This window comes from Sorangium sp. So ce128, assembly GCF_051525245.1.
Classification (GTDB): Bacteria; Myxococcota_A; Polyangia; order Polyangiales; family Polyangiaceae; genus Sorangium; species Sorangium cellulosum_B.
Map to the genome: position 1 here is coordinate 12,136,276 of NZ_CP150313.1, position 15,632 is coordinate 12,151,907.

General features: G+C 69.6%; 12 protein-coding genes. 5 read left to right on the top strand and 7 right to left on the bottom strand.

Translation table 11 applies throughout. The features are described from left to right. Window positions 1–73: 73 nt before the first annotated feature. The 3 genes from WME82_RS46045 to WME82_RS46055 form a co-directional block, all read right to left on the bottom strand. The gene (locus tag WME82_RS46045; protein ID WP_438040514.1) at window positions 74–3,433 is read right to left on the bottom strand and encodes a DUF7452 domain-containing protein; all 3,360 of its coding nucleotides are present in this window, start codon (window positions 3,431–3,433) and stop codon (window positions 74–76) included. An 11-nt stretch (window positions 3,434–3,444) separates the two neighbouring features. Further along, window positions 3,445–4,887 (bottom strand): DUF1501 domain-containing protein, encoded by a 1,443-nt coding sequence (locus tag WME82_RS46050; protein ID WP_437742765.1) that lies wholly within the window; start codon window positions 4,885–4,887, stop codon window positions 3,445–3,447. A 560-nt stretch (window positions 4,888–5,447) separates the two neighbouring features. Continuing rightward, a complete protein-coding gene (locus WME82_RS46055; RefSeq protein ID WP_438040515.1) occupies window positions 5,448–5,678 on the bottom strand; it encodes a hypothetical protein in 231 nt (76 codons plus the stop codon). Between the two features lie 261 nt (window positions 5,679–5,939). Between WME82_RS46055 and WME82_RS46060 the strand changes: the two genes are divergently transcribed. Next, window positions 5,940–7,112, top strand: a complete 1,173-nt coding sequence (locus WME82_RS46060; protein ID WP_438040516.1) for a 2-isopropylmalate synthase — start codon at window positions 5,940–5,942, stop codon at window positions 7,110–7,112. On the opposite strand, the gene WME82_RS46065 is transcribed toward WME82_RS46060, so the two are convergent. Next, window positions 7,096–7,425 carry a hypothetical protein gene (locus WME82_RS46065; RefSeq protein ID WP_437742767.1) on the bottom strand — a complete coding sequence of 110 codons (330 nt, stop codon included), beginning with the start codon at window positions 7,423–7,425 and terminating at the stop codon, window positions 7,096–7,098. The two genes, WME82_RS46060 and WME82_RS46065, sit on opposite strands and share 17 nt — an antisense overlap. Before the next feature lie 97 nt (window positions 7,426–7,522). Here WME82_RS46065 and WME82_RS46070 point away from each other — a divergent pair, with 97 nt between their 5' ends. After that, a complete protein-coding gene (locus WME82_RS46070) occupies window positions 7,523–7,696 on the top strand; it encodes a hypothetical protein (RefSeq protein ID WP_437547347.1) in 174 nt (57 codons plus the stop codon). Between the two features lie 184 nt (window positions 7,697–7,880). On the opposite strand, the gene WME82_RS46075 is transcribed toward WME82_RS46070, so the two are convergent. After that, window positions 7,881–9,365 (bottom strand): hypothetical protein, encoded by a 1,485-nt coding sequence (locus WME82_RS46075; protein ID WP_438040517.1) that lies wholly within the window; start codon window positions 9,363–9,365, stop codon window positions 7,881–7,883. A 208-nt stretch (window positions 9,366–9,573) separates the two neighbouring features. Here WME82_RS46075 and WME82_RS46080 point away from each other — a divergent pair, with 208 nt between their 5' ends. Beyond that, the gene (locus WME82_RS46080; protein ID WP_438040518.1) at window positions 9,574–9,843 is read left to right on the top strand and encodes a hypothetical protein; all 270 of its coding nucleotides are present in this window, start codon (window positions 9,574–9,576) and stop codon (window positions 9,841–9,843) included. Window positions 9,844–9,932: 89 nt separating this feature from the next. Here the strand turns inward: WME82_RS46080 and WME82_RS46085 are convergent, their stop codons facing one another. Next, window positions 9,933–10,502, bottom strand: a complete 570-nt coding sequence (locus WME82_RS46085; RefSeq protein ID WP_438040519.1) for an RNA polymerase sigma factor — start codon at window positions 10,500–10,502, stop codon at window positions 9,933–9,935. A 108-nt stretch (window positions 10,503–10,610) separates the two neighbouring features. Further along, a complete protein-coding gene (locus WME82_RS46090) occupies window positions 10,611–11,717 on the bottom strand; it encodes a sigma-70 family RNA polymerase sigma factor (protein ID WP_438040520.1) in 1,107 nt (368 codons plus the stop codon). A 216-nt stretch (window positions 11,718–11,933) separates the two neighbouring features. Between WME82_RS46090 and WME82_RS46095 the strand changes: the two genes are divergently transcribed. Next, the gene (locus WME82_RS46095) at window positions 11,934–13,013 is read left to right on the top strand and encodes a hypothetical protein (protein WP_438040521.1); all 1,080 of its coding nucleotides are present in this window, start codon (window positions 11,934–11,936) and stop codon (window positions 13,011–13,013) included. A gap of 20 nt (window positions 13,014–13,033) precedes the next feature. Further along, on the top strand, window positions 13,034–14,680 hold the full coding sequence (locus WME82_RS46100) for a hypothetical protein (protein WP_438040522.1): 1,647 nt from the start codon (window positions 13,034–13,036) through the stop codon (window positions 14,678–14,680). Window positions 14,681–15,632: the final 952 nt, after the last annotated feature.

Below are 15,632 nucleotides of genomic sequence, written 5' to 3' on the forward strand. Positions count from 1 at the left end.
CCGCGGGCGCGGCGCGCTTCCCTGGCGCCGCGCGGGGCGGGCCCGGGAGCCCGCCCCGCCGCGAAGGCGGACCTCAGTAACCGCGGTGCACGTTGAAGGCCAGGTCGTCCGCGACGGTGGTGCCGTCGAGGTTGACGATCGTCCACTTCGCGAGCGTCGTGTTGTAGCGCAGGACGCTCCATTTCGTATGGTACTTGATCACCCCGTCCGGCGCTCGGTTGACATGCGTGAAGAACAGGCGCGCGTCAGGCACGCCGTTCGTGTTCGGATCGTCGATGACGAGGGCGCTGCCGCTGCGCGTCGCCGCGCTCGATACCACGGTGTGGTATCCGCCCAGCTTCACCGCGAACGATGCCCCCATCGGCAGCGCGGCGAGGTCCTCGTTGTAGATGGCCCACCGCTGGATACCCACGTTGTAATAGACCCCCACCGGATGGTTGTTGTAGACGCCCGGCGCCCCCTGCGGGTTGTAGATGTGGCTCACCTGAGGGGCGACGTGGGGGCGCCCGTTCAGCGACGGATGATCGATGTACGTGAAGTTGCCCCCGGCGTTGCCGGCCGCGACCTGGTGCACGAACACGCTGTTGCTCGGCGACATGGCGCGGACGGCGAACCGCGCGCCCGCCGGCATCACGGTGAGGTCCTCGTTGTACACGGCCCATTTCTGCTGGGACGCGCTGTACCAGGCGCCCACGAAATGGTTGTTGGTGGTGATCGTGCCCTCGAGGGGCGACACGAGGACGATGCGGTTCGGCTTCCCGTTGAGCTCCGGATGATCGATGAAGCTCGAGTTGCCCGACGGCGACGTGACCTCGTGGATGAGCGAGACCGAACCCGGCTCTTCGTTGCGGGCGGCGTCGCGCATCGCCCTGCTGACGTTCATCGCCGCGGGCAGATCGATGGTGGTCGGCGTCATCTCCACGGGGTCGGGCAGCCCCTCGGGCCCCGTGGCCATGAAGAGCCACGTGGTCTGGTTCGGGATGTTGGGCATGCCGCCCGTGGGGCTCTTGAACACCTCCCCGCTCGGGGTGACGAGCTGGAACGTGTCTCCCGGCCAGAGCTCCAGGCTGTCGCCGACCTGGAGCGACTTGCCGACAATGGCCGTCTCGATCTGCGAGCTCGCGCGGACGATCCGCGCCTGCCCGCTCACCCCCACGATCTGCGCGTCCTTGGCCCAGGCCAGGAACACCCCGCCCCGCGCCGGCTGCATGGGTATCGAGCGGACGTGCGTCGCTCGCGGATCGATGGGCGGCGGACGTGTCGTGTACCAGTCTCCTGGGAACGCGCACGTGAGGCACGGCCACGGCCACGGCGGTCGGAACCGGATCTTGTCGATGTAAATGCAGCCGCCCTTCGGGCAGATGACCGACCAGTCGATGGCCGGAGGGAACGACTCGTTCGCGCAGTTGACCGAGATGCCGTCGAACGTGTTTGTCTGGTCGAGCCAGCTCTCGCAAGCGTCGCTGGGCGTGTCCGTCACCAGCGCGCCGCCGGGCCCCATGTCACCCACCTGGAGCTGAGGCGGTGAATCGAAGTCCGTCGCCGCGGCGCCGAGGCCGTGCGGGACGCCCTCCAGCATGAACTGCGGGGTCTTGACGAACACCTGGCAGAGATCCCTGAGGGCCTCGTTGCCGTCCGACGCCGCCGGGTACGCCGTGGCGAACGTCGTGGTCAGGGCCTTGCCCAGGAACGTCGCGAGCGCGGTCGCCTCGGCGGCGTCGGTCGAGAGGCCTCGCCCGAGGAGCCGGAAGCGCAGCGCCTCGACCGCGCCGCGCACCGTGACGCCGCCTGTCCTGGCGCGATCCGAGAGCGCGTCGATCCAGTCGCGGGTGAGCGCCGGCGGCCGTTCGCAGCGGCCGCCGGAGGCCTCCCACCCGAGCATGGAGAACTGCGACGAGGTCGGGCTGGCCAGGCTGAGGCGCGAGAGGTGGAGCCCCATCGCGGCCGCGTCGGAGCGGGTCGGGTACGTTGTCGCCGCGGGGAAGTGGGTGACCGGCAGGTTCCAGCCGAGCGCCGACGCCTTCATCCGGAAGAGCAGGTCAGCGGAGCGGCGATGAACGGCGTCGCCCACGTAATCGCTGGTCGGAGCGGCGATGAACGGCTCGAAGACCTTGGGCATGTTCTCCACGGAGGCCGGCGTGCGGTTGAAATACGGCGACGTGACGATCTCCGTGAGCAGTCCCTTGAGAGACCAGTCCCGCCCGACGACGTGGTGCTCGGCGAGGTTCCAGAGCCTCTTCTGTTCGTCGGTGTTGCGAGATACGAAGTTGGCGATGGTGAGGGGCGCGCCGAAGATCTCCCTCCAGATGTCGTTGGCGAAGGCGGCCGCGAGCCAGTACGCGCCGAGCGTGCGCCCCTCGTTCGCGAACCCCGAGCCCGTGTCGAGCGCGCCTGTCTTGTACGACTCGCGCAGCGCGAGGTAGCCCTCCTTCAGCCGGTCGTCGAGCGACCACACGGTCGCGTTGTCCTCGGGGGGGAGCAGGAGGCCGGACCCGTTCGTCGCGGCGGCCGACGTGTCGCTCGCGAAACCGCCGCACGCCGCCTTGCTCCAGCCCGCGAACGGGGCGATCGAGCCGCTCGTGTAGCGAAACGACTCTATCCAGTCGGCGTCCATCGGCGGGCTCGTCCACGGATCGAGCGCGGAGAAGACGCGGCGCTCCTGCCCTGCCGCCCAGCTGTATCCTGGCGTGAACTTCGACGGCGAACAGGAAAATTCCGACCGGTGGCAGTTCAGGCAGGTCATGGATTTGTTCGAATAGACCTGCGTGAAATGCTCCGCGACCTGGCGCTGGCCGATCACCGCGTCCTCGCCGGCGTTGCCCGAGTTACGGATCAGCGCGAAGACGAACCCGCGGTACGCCGGGAAGACGTTGTCGATGAGGAGGGAGCCGCGCACGACGTCGGCCATGTTGTACGTGCCTGGTGAGGCCGGCGCGTTGGGCTCGCCCGCGACGGACAGCGCCGGGTCGGCGCCGGCGCGGTCCGTATGGAGGACGATCTTCGCCGCGGTCTTCCTGGCGGCGTCCGTGGGCAAGAGCGGCTGGGAGAAGCAGTCTGCCTGGCTGTGATCCCCCTCGCGGTCCACGCGCAGGCGATCGAGCAGCACGCCCGTCCAGCGGTCGACGAAGGCCGGCTCGTTCATGAGCGCCTCGGCGAGGCGGGCGCGGCCGACGCGCGCGGTCATCACCGTGAGGAACTTGAGCTCGCCGAAGCTGCGGACGGGCCTCCCGAGGAGCGCCGGGACGACCTGCTCGACCCAGGCCGCGTCCCCGGCGTCCTCCCCTCCAGGGGGAGTGGGATCCGGCGCGAGCGCCGATTGACCCACGCCGAGCGGAGACTCCAGCGTGTCGGACCCGCTGCACGCCGCGAGCAAGCTGCCGGCGAGCAGCCAGGCGGCTCGGCGCCGCCTCGATGAGATGGTCTTCGGGTTCATGGTGTCTCCTCTCACGCCTGAAAAAACGGTGCCTCGTAGGGAGGCCCCGGCGGCAGCTCGCCGACCGCGAAGTTGTCCGTGACGTGCGGATCGATGCCTGCGGCCGTCAGGGCCACGCACGCGAGGTTGGCGGCCGTGTAGCTGCCGAGGGGGGCCCCGGTCATCCAATCGAAGCTGCCGATCCGCCTGGGCTCCCCCGAGACCGTGGGCTGGATCGGACCGCCGAGCAGCACGACCACGTAGCCTCGACCGTAGTGGTTGCGGCCAGCGGGCTGGTCCGGCTCGATGGTGCGACCGAACTCCGTGTTGAGGATGATCAGCGTGTCGTTGATGCTGATGCGTTCCGATTCCGGCGTCGTCGAGCTCGTCACCCGGCTCAGCTCCTTCAGGAGGTTGTACAGGTTGCCGAACGTCACGCCCGCGGTGTGCCCGTGCCCGTCGTACGCCGCCGCGGTGTCGGTGCCGATCCCGACGTCGACCATGCCCACGTAGCGCGTGCCCTTCGTGTTGAAGAGCCACGCCGCCATGTCGAGGCTCGCCTTCGTGGTGTTGAGCGGTGATCCCACGGCGGGTCCGGGGCTGGGGGAGTTCGTCGAGCAATGCACTGCCGTGGGGCCCTCGGTGCGGAGGCTCGAGTTGAACACCGGCACGAGGTCCGGGCTCCCGGGCAAGCTGTCGAGCGCGGCCGCGTAGGCGTCGAACCCGCGCGACCGGGATCCGTCGAGGCCGGCCTCGTAGAGACCGGCATAAACTTGATTCAGCGCGTCGCTCCCCGGAACGACGTTGCTCCGCGCTGCCCAGGCTGCCATGTCGCTCGCGGCGGCGCTCATGGGGACGATCACGGGCCGCGTCGCGGAGCCGTGCATGCCGACCGCGAGCCACGCGTCGAACGCGGAGGCATCCCCGGGGAAGAAGCGCGAGCTCGGGGGCATGAGGACGTAGGAGGTGTGCTGTTCGGGGTAGCGGCGCTTCATCGCCGCGCCGAGGCTGGCCGCGCGGCTATCGCCGAAGCGCCGCCCGGTGAGGGCATACGGGATCGCCACGGGGTGCGCGGTGAACTCGTGCGTCATCGTGACGACGCGCGTGCGGGCGAGGAGGTCGGGTCGACTCCAGAGCGGGGACGTCGCGGGGCTCCACAGCATCCCCCCCTTGGTCTGGGAGTTCGTTCCGTTCCCTGAGCCGCCGCAGCCGGAGATCGACGTCTCATTGAACGCGTCGAGCAGGCCACCAGAATACACCTCGCCGCGCTGCTCGACGTGGAACGTTTCCCATGGAGAGAGCCCTCCGTAGAGGAAGATTTCGAGGATCTTCTTCGGGCCGCCCCACGTGGCCACGTTAGGATAAGGGGCCCACTCCTCTCCTGAAGGGCCATCGGCCCAGGCAGGTTCACGCGGCAATGCCGCCGCGGCGGCGAGCGCTCCGGCGCCCGTCAACAACTTCCGTCGAGTGATCATTGGGTGCTCCTCCTGGTTCACGACAGGACGCGTGAATGGAAGCTCGGCGTTCGGCTTCCGGCGCGGCCGAGGTGTCTCGCCGCGAAGCTGCAGGCGCGCTCGCGAGCTCCGGCTCGCCGGCGCACCGGTGCATCAGTGCACCCTGTGTGCCATCCCCGAGATGGCCGTCTCCCTGCCAGGGTCCTTGTGCAGGCTTCGCGAAGGCGGCTGTCGCGCAGCGTGGGCGGCGTGCGCTCGGCCGCGCCGGGGGCGCAGTCGCAGCGGCGCTGGCGTGACATGTCACGATCGATCCGTGACATGTCACGATCGATTCGTAACATGTCACGGTCGATCCGCGACATGTCACGCCGCGCGCGGAGACAAGGGCTCACCCGGCGCGAGGACGGGCCGTGGACCGGCCCTCCGCGAGCTCCAGTCAACTTCGGGAGGAGCGTGCGGAGAGGGCTGCTGCGCGGCGGCTCGCCGCCCAGGCGAGGCGCGCGCCGTCAGCGGAGCTCGAGGCGCGGCGCCACGACGGGCGCCGCGCCCGACAAGGCGCCTGTCACGAGCGCCGCTCTCGCTCAGGGCTCGAACTTGACCGCGACCGGCGAAGGCTGGTCGCCGACCCCTTGGCCCACGCCGAGCTGCCCGTCGGCGTTCTCGCCCCAGCAGAGGATCTCGCCGGTCGCCTTCAGCGCGCACGTGTGCTGGTAGCCCCCGGCGAGCTGCGCCACGCCGTCGATGGGCACGTCGACCGGCGGCGTGGACAGCATCCCGTCGCCGTTGCCCAGGTAAGTGTCCCGGAGCAGCAAGTTGCTCCTTGGTCAGCTTTTTACGCTGCCGCTCTCCGCGCGGAAAGCCGCTCTCGCCGGCGGGCGCGGTGGTCCGGTCCTGCGGGCGTGGGCGCCTGGCGCGGGCTCGATGCACTCGCGGCGCGGGGCGCGGCGCTCGCCGAGCGCTGCTGGGACCTGCTCCGGCGGCCGACATGAAGTAACCTTTCCCCCGGCGCGGATCGACGCAGTGCGCCGCGCCCGCGCCACGCCGAGAGCCCCCTTCGAGATGAGATGCAGCGCATGAGCGCCGACGGCCGGGATCCCGGCGCCGCGGCCCCCTTCGACTGGAACCGCGCAGAGCCCGCGCCGGGGGAGCGCCCGCCGCGCCCCGGTGAGCTGCTGTCGCCCCCCGGCTTCGGCGGGCAGCTGTCGCCCCCCGGCACCGGCGGGCTGCGGCCGCCCCGCGGTGGCCTGCAGCCGCCCCGCGGTGGCTTGCAGCCGCCCCCTGGCGGCCTGGTGGCCGACGCGTGGGGCGCCGCGCGCGCCGAGGGCGAGGCGTGGCTGCCCTTCGACCGGGGAGCCCGGCCCGTCGAGGTGCTCGACGAGACGCTGCGCGACGGCATCCAGGGCGTCTCCACGGTGAACCCGCCGCGCGCGCTCAAGATCGAGCTCCTCCACGCGATGGCGAGCGTCGGCGTCGACGTCGTGAACCTCGGCATCCCGGCGGCCGGGCCGCGGCAGTTCGACGACGCGTGCCTGCTCGTCCGGGAGATCGTCGCGTCCCGCCTGCCGCTCGGCCTGACCGCGGCCGCGCGCACCCTGGCCGCGGACGTCGAGGAGGTCGCCCGCGTGGCCGAGCGCGCCGGGGCGCCGATCATGGTCTACGCGTTCATCGGCAGCTCGCCGATCCGGCACTTCGTCGAGGGGTGGGGGCCTGACTTCCTGGCCCGCAGCGTGGACGAGGCCGGGCGGGCGGCCGCGGCGGCCGGCCTGCCCTTCTGCCTCGTCGCGGAGGACGCGACCCGCTCGCCGCCCGACATGCTCCGCACGCTCTTCCGCGCCGCCGTCGACGCCGGCGCGGCGCGCCTCTGCCTTTGCGACACGACCGGCCATGTCACCCCGCCGGGGGTCGAGGCGCTCGTCGCGTTCGCCCGGCGGGAGCTGGGCGCGCTGGGGGCGACCGGGATCGAGCTCGACTGGCACGGCCACAACGATCGCGGGCTCGGCCTCGCGGCCGCGCTCTGGGCGGTGGCGAGCGGCGTCGAGCGGGTCCACGCCACGGCGCTGGGCGTCGGGGAGCGGACGGGCAACACCTGCCTGGAGCTGCTCGTCGACAACCTCGGTCGCCTCGGCGCGCGCGCCCCGGTGCCACGCGAGCGCCTCGCGGCGTACTGCGCGGCCGCGTCGCGCGCGCTCGCCTGGCCCGTCGCGCCGGACCATCCGATCGCGGGGGCGCTCACCCGCCGGGGGTGACGTTGCCCCCGCCGACGCGCGCCAGGGCGGCGCGGACGATGGGCGCAGCGGGCGCGACGGCGTCCGCGAGCTCGCCGACGCGGCCCGCCGCGCGCTCGGCGCGGGCCCAGGCCGACGAGAAGCCGAGCGTGCCGGGCGGATGGGCCTCGGCGAGGGCGATCGCTTGCCGGAGGTCGTCGCCGACCGCGGCGATGGCGTGGAGATCTGCCACGCTCGCCCCGCGTGTACGCGCCTCGGCGTAGAGCGCGCGCACGATGCCGAGCAGGTCGCGGGCGGCCTCCAGCGGGAAGGGGTCGTGGCGGATCGAGAGCACGCTGGCCGCAGATCAGGGGGGCCGGGCGGGGGCGTCAAGCGGTGGGTCGAGCGGTCGTGCGTGTGATGCGGTTTGAAAATTGCAGTGGAAGGCCGTCATGAACGACGACAAGGATGAGCTCGCGAAGACGGACATTCCCGGCGACGACGAGGATGCCCCGCTCCCGCCGAACCCGGGGGATCCGGGGCCGGAGCAGCCGGAGCCGCCGTCGCCCGATCCGACGGAGGACCCGCGCTTCCCGCCGCTGGGCGACTTCCCGCGCGGGGTTTGAGGCGAGGTGAGGGCTGCGCTTGGTCGCGTGAGATACGCGGGGCGACGCGTCTGTCGGTGATCATCGTGTCCCGCGTCGGGTCGGTGAAGGACCACCGCGTGCGCCGCCGCGGCGGACGGCTTTCCGCAGTGCGCCCGTGGCCGGCGCCAAGCGGCGACGCCGGCCGGCGGGACTCGCGGCCCGGCTACGGGAGATCCACGATGTGCACCTCCGTGGAATTCGTGCCCGTCGCGTTCTTCTTGATGGCGAACAGATCCCTCTGGGCCGCGATCGCGAAGGCGAAGTTGCTCCCGGTCGGGTGGAGCACCGTGCCAGTCTGGAGAGTGAACTGCTGGTAGTTGCTGGCGGCGGCCAGCACGTGGACCTCGGTCGTGTTGGTCCCTCCGCCTTCCTTCTTAATTGCGAAGACATCTCGGTTCGCGGCGAGGGCGAAGGCCCAGTTGTCGTCCGTGGGGTGGAGCCTCGTCCCGGTTTGCAGGCTGAACTGCTGGTAGTTGCTCGCCGCGGAGAGGACGTGCACCTCGGTGGAGTTCGTTCCGGTTGCCTGCTTCTTGATGACGAAGACGTCGCGGTTCGGGGCGACGGCGAAGGCCCAGTTGCGGTCCGTGGGGTGCAGCGCCGTCCCGGTGTGGAGGATGAACTGCTGGTAATTGCTCGCGGCGGAGAGGACGTGCACCTCGGTCGTGCCCGTCCCGGTTCCCTGCTTCTTGATTGCGAAGATGTCGCGGTTCGGCGCGATGGCGAACGCAAAGGTGTCGTCGGTGGGGTGCAGTGCCGTGCCGGTCTGGAGGATGAACTGCTGGTAGTTGCTCGCGGCGGAGAGGACGTGCACCTCGGTCGTACCCGTCCCAGTTCCCTGCTTCTTGATCGCGAACAGATCCTGGTTGGGGGCCAGGAGGAAGTCGAAATCCTCGTGGGTCTCGTGCAGGACGGTCCCCGTCTGTAGCAAGAACCTCGTGGTCGGAGCCGGGATGGGCGTGAGCGGAGGTCCGCCGGCGACCTTCTGGCAGATGCCGGGGCCGATCGTGCTCGCCTTCTGGATGGCCTCGGCCTCGAGCCCTAGCCGGTCGTGAGCCTCCTCGGAGCTGAAGGAGCCGGTCTGTGCCAGGCGCGCGATGATGGCGGGGAGCTCGGCGGCCACTTGGGAGATGTACTTGACCATGAACTGGACATGTCCGCCGAGGACGCGATATTGCTCGCAGTGCTGGAGCTCGTGGATCAGCCACTTGATGTCTCCACAGTCGTTCAGATCGATGGGCCGCGGGAAGTAGATGTGGCGCTCGACCGTGATGGCCTGCCCATGGATCGTGTTGATGTTCTCGGCGTAGTAGACGTTCCCGAGGTCCACGCCGTAGTGCGGCTGCAGCCATCCGCGCAGCGGCTCGGGGATCGCCTTAAGCTTCCCGCTCGCCTGGACCTCGAGGAACTGGAAGTAGCTGGCGATCAAGGCGGCCGCCGCCGGCGACAGCCCCGCCGCGACCGAAGCGATGGCGAGATCGGCGAACCACTGAAACAACTCGGGTGGGTTCTTGAGGGGGAATAGCAGGTGGGGGACGACAGGGCCGATGACGGGATCCTGGAACACGTCACGGGCGACGTTCTTCAGCCTGTCCAGCACCGGGTTGATCGCCGATCCCGTCACCCTCGCGATGTGATCCCAGAACGCCATGGTTGCCCCCTACGGCTCGCCGGGCGAGCCCGCGCCGCCTGGCTCCGATAGCCGGGTCCGGCGAGCACCCCGCATCCTGATCCAAATATCGAGCGAGCCACGCCCCGGTCAATCGGCGCCGCCGCCGTCCGGGGAGGCATTACCGGCGCCGGGGCCATTCTTCAGCGGGCAGCGTGATGTTGTTCAAGAATCACGATCGGTCATTTAGATGCGGAGTCGTGGCATCGCGACACCGCGCTGCTCGTCGGTTCCGCCGCGGCGTGGGCGTGCGCCCTGCCACGGTCCCCGAACCGCGGTCGCGCTGTGGGCCGTGGCGTGTGGCGTCGAGCGGGTCCACGCCACGGCGCTCGGCGTCGGCGAGCGGGTGGGCAACAGCTGCCTCGAGTTGCTCATCGACAACCTCGGCCGCCTCGGCGCGCGCCCCCCGGTGCCGCGCGAGCGCCTTGCCGCGTACTGCGCGGCCGCGTCGCGCTGTTGACGCTCAGGCTGGCTGATGGTCCGCCGAGGAGTCCGACTGATGGCCATCGCGGGCGTGCGCGGCGACGGCGCGCTACGTCCACACCTCGTTCAGCGGAGGAGCCTCCGTAACTGCTTTCGCCCACGGCGCAGCCGCTTGTTCGTCGTGCCTGGATGCGCACCAAGCTCTGCTGCGATCTCCTCAGCGGTATTGCCCACGGCGGTGCCCGCGAACACGGCACGGATCTCGGGCTTGAGCCGCTCCAGGCAACGAAGCGCCATCCGGGCCTCGATCTGGCCGAAGGGCGAGGGTACATGCCTCGCTATCCCTGGAGCCGCGAACGCCGCAAGCTCCCTGTGCCACCGGTGCAGGCGTTCCCGATAATGGAAGACATGGTGCCAACTAACAGCGAAGAGCCAGCTCTGTAGAGCCTTCTTCGGCGGCACCTCCGGACGGGGCCGAAATCCTCCGCCTTCGACGCTGCGCCAGGCGGACAGGAAGATCTCCTGCATCACATCGGGCTGGTCGCGAGCGGGCACGCCGAACTGGCGCAACACCGCATGGATCATCCTCGAGTGGCGCATGATGGCCTCGAAGGGAACGTGCACTGCCGGGGGCGCACCAATCTCGACTCGACGGGACGTGCGCCTATGCTCCGCCACAGCTTCCTTGCGTGTCATGGACCTGCTCATTCTCCTGGCCCGGCGCAGGGCGGATCTCGGCCTGACGTCGCTCAAGAACCCCGCCGCCTCCACCGCTGGCTATCTGTCTCCAGGGCCGCCGCGGATTCAGCGAAGTTGTAGCAGCAGCGCCTCGCGCTCCCGGGCCAGCTGACCCCGAGGGAACTCCATGGCGTGCATGTCGAGCAGGCGTCGCGCCTCGACGTCAGCCCTGGCGTTGTAGGCTTCGATGGCCTTGCGCGCTTGGAGGATCAAGTCCTTCTCGCGCTCGCTCGCGACCGGGCGCACGGCGCGGACGGGCGGCGAGGAACGCGCAGCTGTTGCGGCCGGTGAAGCAGGCTTGCCGTTCATCGCGACCGGTGCATTCTCGCCGGGTGCCGGGATGCCGCCCTGCACCCGGGGCGAGGCCGCGGCGACCGCGCGGCGTGCGTCTGGCTCGTCGAGGGGCGGCGCGGTGTGCTGCTGCGGGCGCGTGGCCGCACCGGCGTGGATCGCTGCCGGCCGTAACCGCGGGGTCGTACCGGCCGAGCTTGACGAGCGTGGCGCTGTGGCGACGACGGCGCCTGTCAGCACGACGAGCGCCGCCTGCGCGAAGACCTTCGCCCCGACCTTCTGCAGGTGCAGCGCGGTCGTCCACCACGAGCGACGGAACAGGCCGAACGCCACCGGAACGCAGGGCACCTTGTCCCAGCCCCGGAATTCTTGCTGCGCCATCCAGCGCCGCTTCGCCTCGTCCAGCTGCTCGCGTGCCCTGCGGTGCTGGCTCCTCACGGCGTCCAGCTTGAGCCCCAGCTTGGCGGCGATCTCGGCGAGCGACTTCTCCTCGAGCTCGTGCTCGACCAAGAGGTCGCGGTACTTGGGGTCGACCTGCTCGATCAGGTCGCGCATGACGGCTTCCCGCTCCTGCCTCCGGAGCAAGGCTTCCGGGCTCGGTTGGTCCCCGCGGAAGTCGTGCTCGTCGAACGGGGTCAGGACCTCACCCCGACGGCTCGCGTCCCGTAGGTGGCTGCGGGCGAGGTTCAGGGCGATGGTGACGGAGTACGGCGCTGGATCCACGCCCGTCTCGATCCGCCCTCTCGCCTCCCAGTCCCGTAGGAGCGCTTCCTGCGCGAGGTCCTCGGCGTGTCGCGCGGGGACACCGAGCCGCCTGATGAGGCGGCGGAAGCGCTCGAAGTGGGGGGGAGTTCGTGCTGGCTTGCCCACAGCTGGTAGCACCCCTGAGCTGGCCGGAAGGGTTCAAGAAAGAGAAGGGTCGGTCAACTTTGGTAGGATAATGTACGCTTTGTGATGTGCGTACCTGGGCAACTCCACTGCGCGGAGGGGCGACGGGCGCCTTTGCGTCGTCGGGCCGATCTTTGCCTGGCAAAACGTTCTTTCCCTTCGAATTTGTCGCCGTTGACGCCGCGCGCCGGGCGTAAGTACGTTCCGCGCATGCGTGACGTTGCGCCTTCGTTGTTATTCTGCCTGATGCTTGGCGCCGCTGGTGTCTACACGAGCCCCGCCAGCGCCGAGGACATCTATTCGACGCTGGAGCGAAGCGGCAGCTCGACGGTGAAGGACCATGTACGCCGTGCGCAGAGAGCCCGTGACGCAGGTCGGTGGACCGAGGCATACGCGGCCTACAATGCGGCGCTCGATGCGACAGACCCGGCGTCGAACACGGAGAAGGAGCGCGCGGAGATCGCCGGAGAGCTCGGCCTGTGTGAGCTCGAGCTGCGCAAGTACCGTGATGCTGCCGAGCATCTCGCCTGGAGTCTCGAGCAGCGCAACGTCCTGCCCCTTGAACTACAGCTGCGGTTCGAGGCCGGGCAGCGCAAGGCAGCGTCGCACGTCGCGACCCTCTACCTGTCTGTCGACCCGCCGGACGCGGAGGTGCTCATCGACGGCAAGCCCATCAGCGCGCCTGCGCGGAGCTACCGGCTGTTCTTGGAGCCCGGTCAGCACATGGTGCGGGCCCGGTTGGCGGGCCATGAGGAGGCGTTCGCGTCGTTCGACGCGCAGGCCGGGAAGCCGACGACCATCTCGCTGCAGGTACCGCGCGCCGCAGCGCCGGGCGCTCCTGCGAAGGAAACCTCGATGCGGAGCTCGACGCCAGGGGCGCAGGCGTCGTCTTCCGTGGAGCCGTCCTCCACGGCGTCGAAGCTGCGCATCGCTGGCGCGGTCGTGGCAGGGGCAACCATGGCAGCCGGCTGTGGATTGCTGATCTGGAGCGCGTACACCGAGGATGAGCTCCACGACCGAGCTACCGCGCTGCGCGGCGCGGACAAGGATGCGAGCCGATGTGCCGGCCCCAGTGCACCGCGCGCGTGCTCGGAGCTGCGCGACCTGCAGGAGGAGCGGGATCTTCTGAAAACAGCCGGATGGGTGACCCTGGCCTCGGGCGGCGCGATCGGTGCGCTGACGCTCGTGTCTCTGCTCGTGGACCGAACCTCACCGTCCAGCGATGGGGTGCGTGTGGTACCCACGGTGAGCGGGCAGCGCATGGGGCTTGTCATGGCGGGTGTGTGGTGACAAACGTGGAGCTTCGGAGCATGGATACCTCATCGAAAGGTCGACGCCGGGTGGCTGTGGCCACCTTGGTGCCTATCGCGTTCGGGTTCGGAATCGCTTCTGTCGTGTACGGGTGTTCCTCCGGTCACGAGGATCCCATCTGTGTCGACGACCCCACGGTGGAGCCTCCGCAAGATGGGTGCGGCCTGTTCGTCAGCGCAAGTCTCGGCGACGACGCGAATCCAGGAACGCGCGCAGCACCCCTGAAAACACTGCGCAAGGCCCTCGAGCTCGTGGAGGCGGGCGGTCACCCCCACCATGTCTACGCTTGCGCTGAGACCTTCGACGAACGTATCTGGTTCTACGACACCAGCATCTGGGGCGGGTTCGACTGCACGAACGGCTGGCAGCACCTCGGTGCCGATGCGAAGACCGTCATCGCCCCGAAGCAGCCCGAGCGTGAAGTCGTGACGTTCGGAGGGCGGGAAGTCACGCTCGCGAACCTGCGGATCGTGGCGCCCGATGGTAACGAGATGGACCGAACAGCAGCGTGCTCGATCGGAATCGTCGCTGTGCGCGATGAGGCCGAGCTCAAGCTCGTTGCGAGCGAAGTCATTACAGGACGGGGCGCGATGCCGGGCGGCAACTCGATCGGGATCTACCTCTCCGCTGGCAGCGAGATCGAGGTGATCGACAGCCTCATCGTTGCAGGTGACGGAGCCGACGGTGAGCCCGGAGCTCCGGCGGAGGACGCAGCGGCGGCCGATGGGCGGCCTGGACACGCGGGAGCCGACGCGTGCACGGTCGATGACGTGCCTGCAACCCGAGAGGTCACGACGGAGTGTGACGACGAAACCTCGGTCAGCGGCCAAGGCGGCCCCGGTCTGCCCGATGAGGGCTTCAACGCAGGTCATGGGGAGCCGCTGCCCGACCCGAACCCGACGGGCGCCGGTACCGGGGGTGTCGGTCAGCAGGGAAACATGGCGTGCACCGACGGCCAGCGCGGCCTCGACGGTGCGGCGGGTGTGCACGGTCAGGGGGCAAGGCTTCCTGGCGTTGTGGGATGGGTCCGCACGCTGGGCAAGGGTCAGGACGGGACCCTCGGACGCCCGGGTCAGGGAGGCGGAGGTGGTGGCGGCTCGCGCGGCGGTGCGACCGCCTGTGGTGCCGGGCCGGTCGGGGGGGCGTTCGGCGGCTCGGGTGGTTCCGGCGGTTGTGGCGGCAAGGAGGGGACCGGCGGTTTCGCCGGAGGTGTGAGCGCTGGCATCGTCACAAGAGGTTCGAAGGTCACCATCCGCGGATCGACCCTTCAGACCGGCCGCGGTGGTCGGGGTGGCGCGGGAGGGGCGGGACTGCCAGGAGGAAGCGGAGCTCCCGGCGGTGAGGGAGGCGGTGGAGTGCCCGGGGCGCTCCCAGGGTGCCGCGGAGGCGACGGCGGCAACGGGGGGCCCGGTGGTAGCGCAGGCGGCGGGCTCGGCGGTCATTCGGCAGCCATCGCGTACCTGGAGACCGCGGAGGTCACGCGCGAGAACGTCCAGGCGACGTTTCTCCTTGGAACTGCTGGGAAGGGAGGGGACGGCGGCGATCCGAATGTCACGGAGAGCAAGGGCGACGATGGCGTGGCGGCCGAGTTCCTGCCGTTTGCGGCCATCGATCCGAACGACCCAGACTCTCATGAGCTGCAGTAGGGGGCGCAATGTGGGAAGAGATGACGAGATGGGAATCGGGCTTCCGCGCGCTGGGTGCTCGGCCTTTGCTGTTCGGAGTCGCTTTGTTCAACGGGAGCGCGGCGCTCGGATGCGGTAGCGAATCGGGTGTATGGGAACGTTGCGAGGAGACCCTCACATGCGCGCCGGTGGAGTCCTGCAACGCGGATCCCGGCAACGCCGATCGTCCGGTCGACTGCGAGGGCGTGTATGTGGCAGACAAAGGCGATGATGCTTGGCCTGGCACGCCGAATCTGCCGGTAAAAACGTTTGCGCGGGCGTTCGAGCTTGCCCGCGAGCGTGGCATGCGGGTGTACGCATGCGCCGACACATTCTCTGTCGAAGTCCGTGTGCCGGCAGGAATGGACGTGTGGGGCGGTCTCGACTGCCGCGGTCTGCCAAGTCATTGGCCGTTGCATCCACTCGGCGAGCTCACCACGATCGCACCAGGTCCGAACCGGATCCCGCTCACCGTCGTGGACCAGGCGGCGGAGCCCTCGCCCGAGGCCGGCGTGATCACGACGCTGACGAGAATCCGTATGATCGCACAAGATGCCACCGTGCCGGGCGGCGCTTCCATTGCCATGCGCGCCCTGCCGGCAGTGACGGTACAGCTGCGCTTGAGCGAGGTCGTAGCCGGGGACGGTGCAGATGGAGCTCCTGGCGCGGATGGAGGCGTCGATGCAGCACAAGAGGGGGCACCAGGGAACCCGGGAGAGGTGGCGTGCTCTGCCGATACGGTGACGGGAGGGGCGCGAGTCACAACCTCGTGTGACGATGGCATCTCGTCGGGGGGGATGGGTGGTATCGGCACAAACGATGATGGTGGCGACGGTGAAAGTGGTTCCCCTCTGCCAATCACGAATCCGATGAGCCACGGTCTGGGTGGAACTGGGCAAGCCATCCTGTCCTGCACAGAGGGGAGGGGCGGGCT

What these genes read in the sequence shown, in the direction of transcription:
- WME82_RS46045 (WP_438040514.1), bottom strand. Translation starts at nt 3,433, where the DNA reads ATGAACCCGAAGACCATCTCATCGAGGCGGCGCCGAGCCGCCTGGCTG.
- WME82_RS46050 (WP_437742765.1), bottom strand. Translation starts at nt 4,887, where the DNA reads ATGATCACTCGACGGAAGTTGTTGACGGGCGCCGGAGCGCTCGCCGCC.
- WME82_RS46060 (WP_438040516.1), top strand. Translation starts at nt 5,940, where the DNA reads ATGAGCGCCGACGGCCGGGATCCCGGCGCCGCGGCCCCCTTCGACTGG.
- WME82_RS46070 (WP_437547347.1), top strand. Translation starts at nt 7,523, where the DNA reads ATGAACGACGACAAGGATGAGCTCGCGAAGACGGACATTCCCGGCGAC.
- WME82_RS46075 (WP_438040517.1), bottom strand. Translation starts at nt 9,365, where the DNA reads ATGGCGTTCTGGGATCACATCGCGAGGGTGACGGGATCGGCGATCAAC.
- WME82_RS46080 (WP_438040518.1), top strand. Translation starts at nt 9,574, where the DNA reads ATGCGGAGTCGTGGCATCGCGACACCGCGCTGCTCGTCGGTTCCGCCG.
- WME82_RS46085 (WP_438040519.1), bottom strand. Translation starts at nt 10,502, where the DNA reads ATGACACGCAAGGAAGCTGTGGCGGAGCATAGGCGCACGTCCCGTCGA.
- WME82_RS46095 (WP_438040521.1), top strand. Translation starts at nt 11,934, where the DNA reads ATGCGTGACGTTGCGCCTTCGTTGTTATTCTGCCTGATGCTTGGCGCC.
- WME82_RS46100 (WP_438040522.1), top strand. Translation starts at nt 13,034, where the DNA reads ATGGATACCTCATCGAAAGGTCGACGCCGGGTGGCTGTGGCCACCTTG.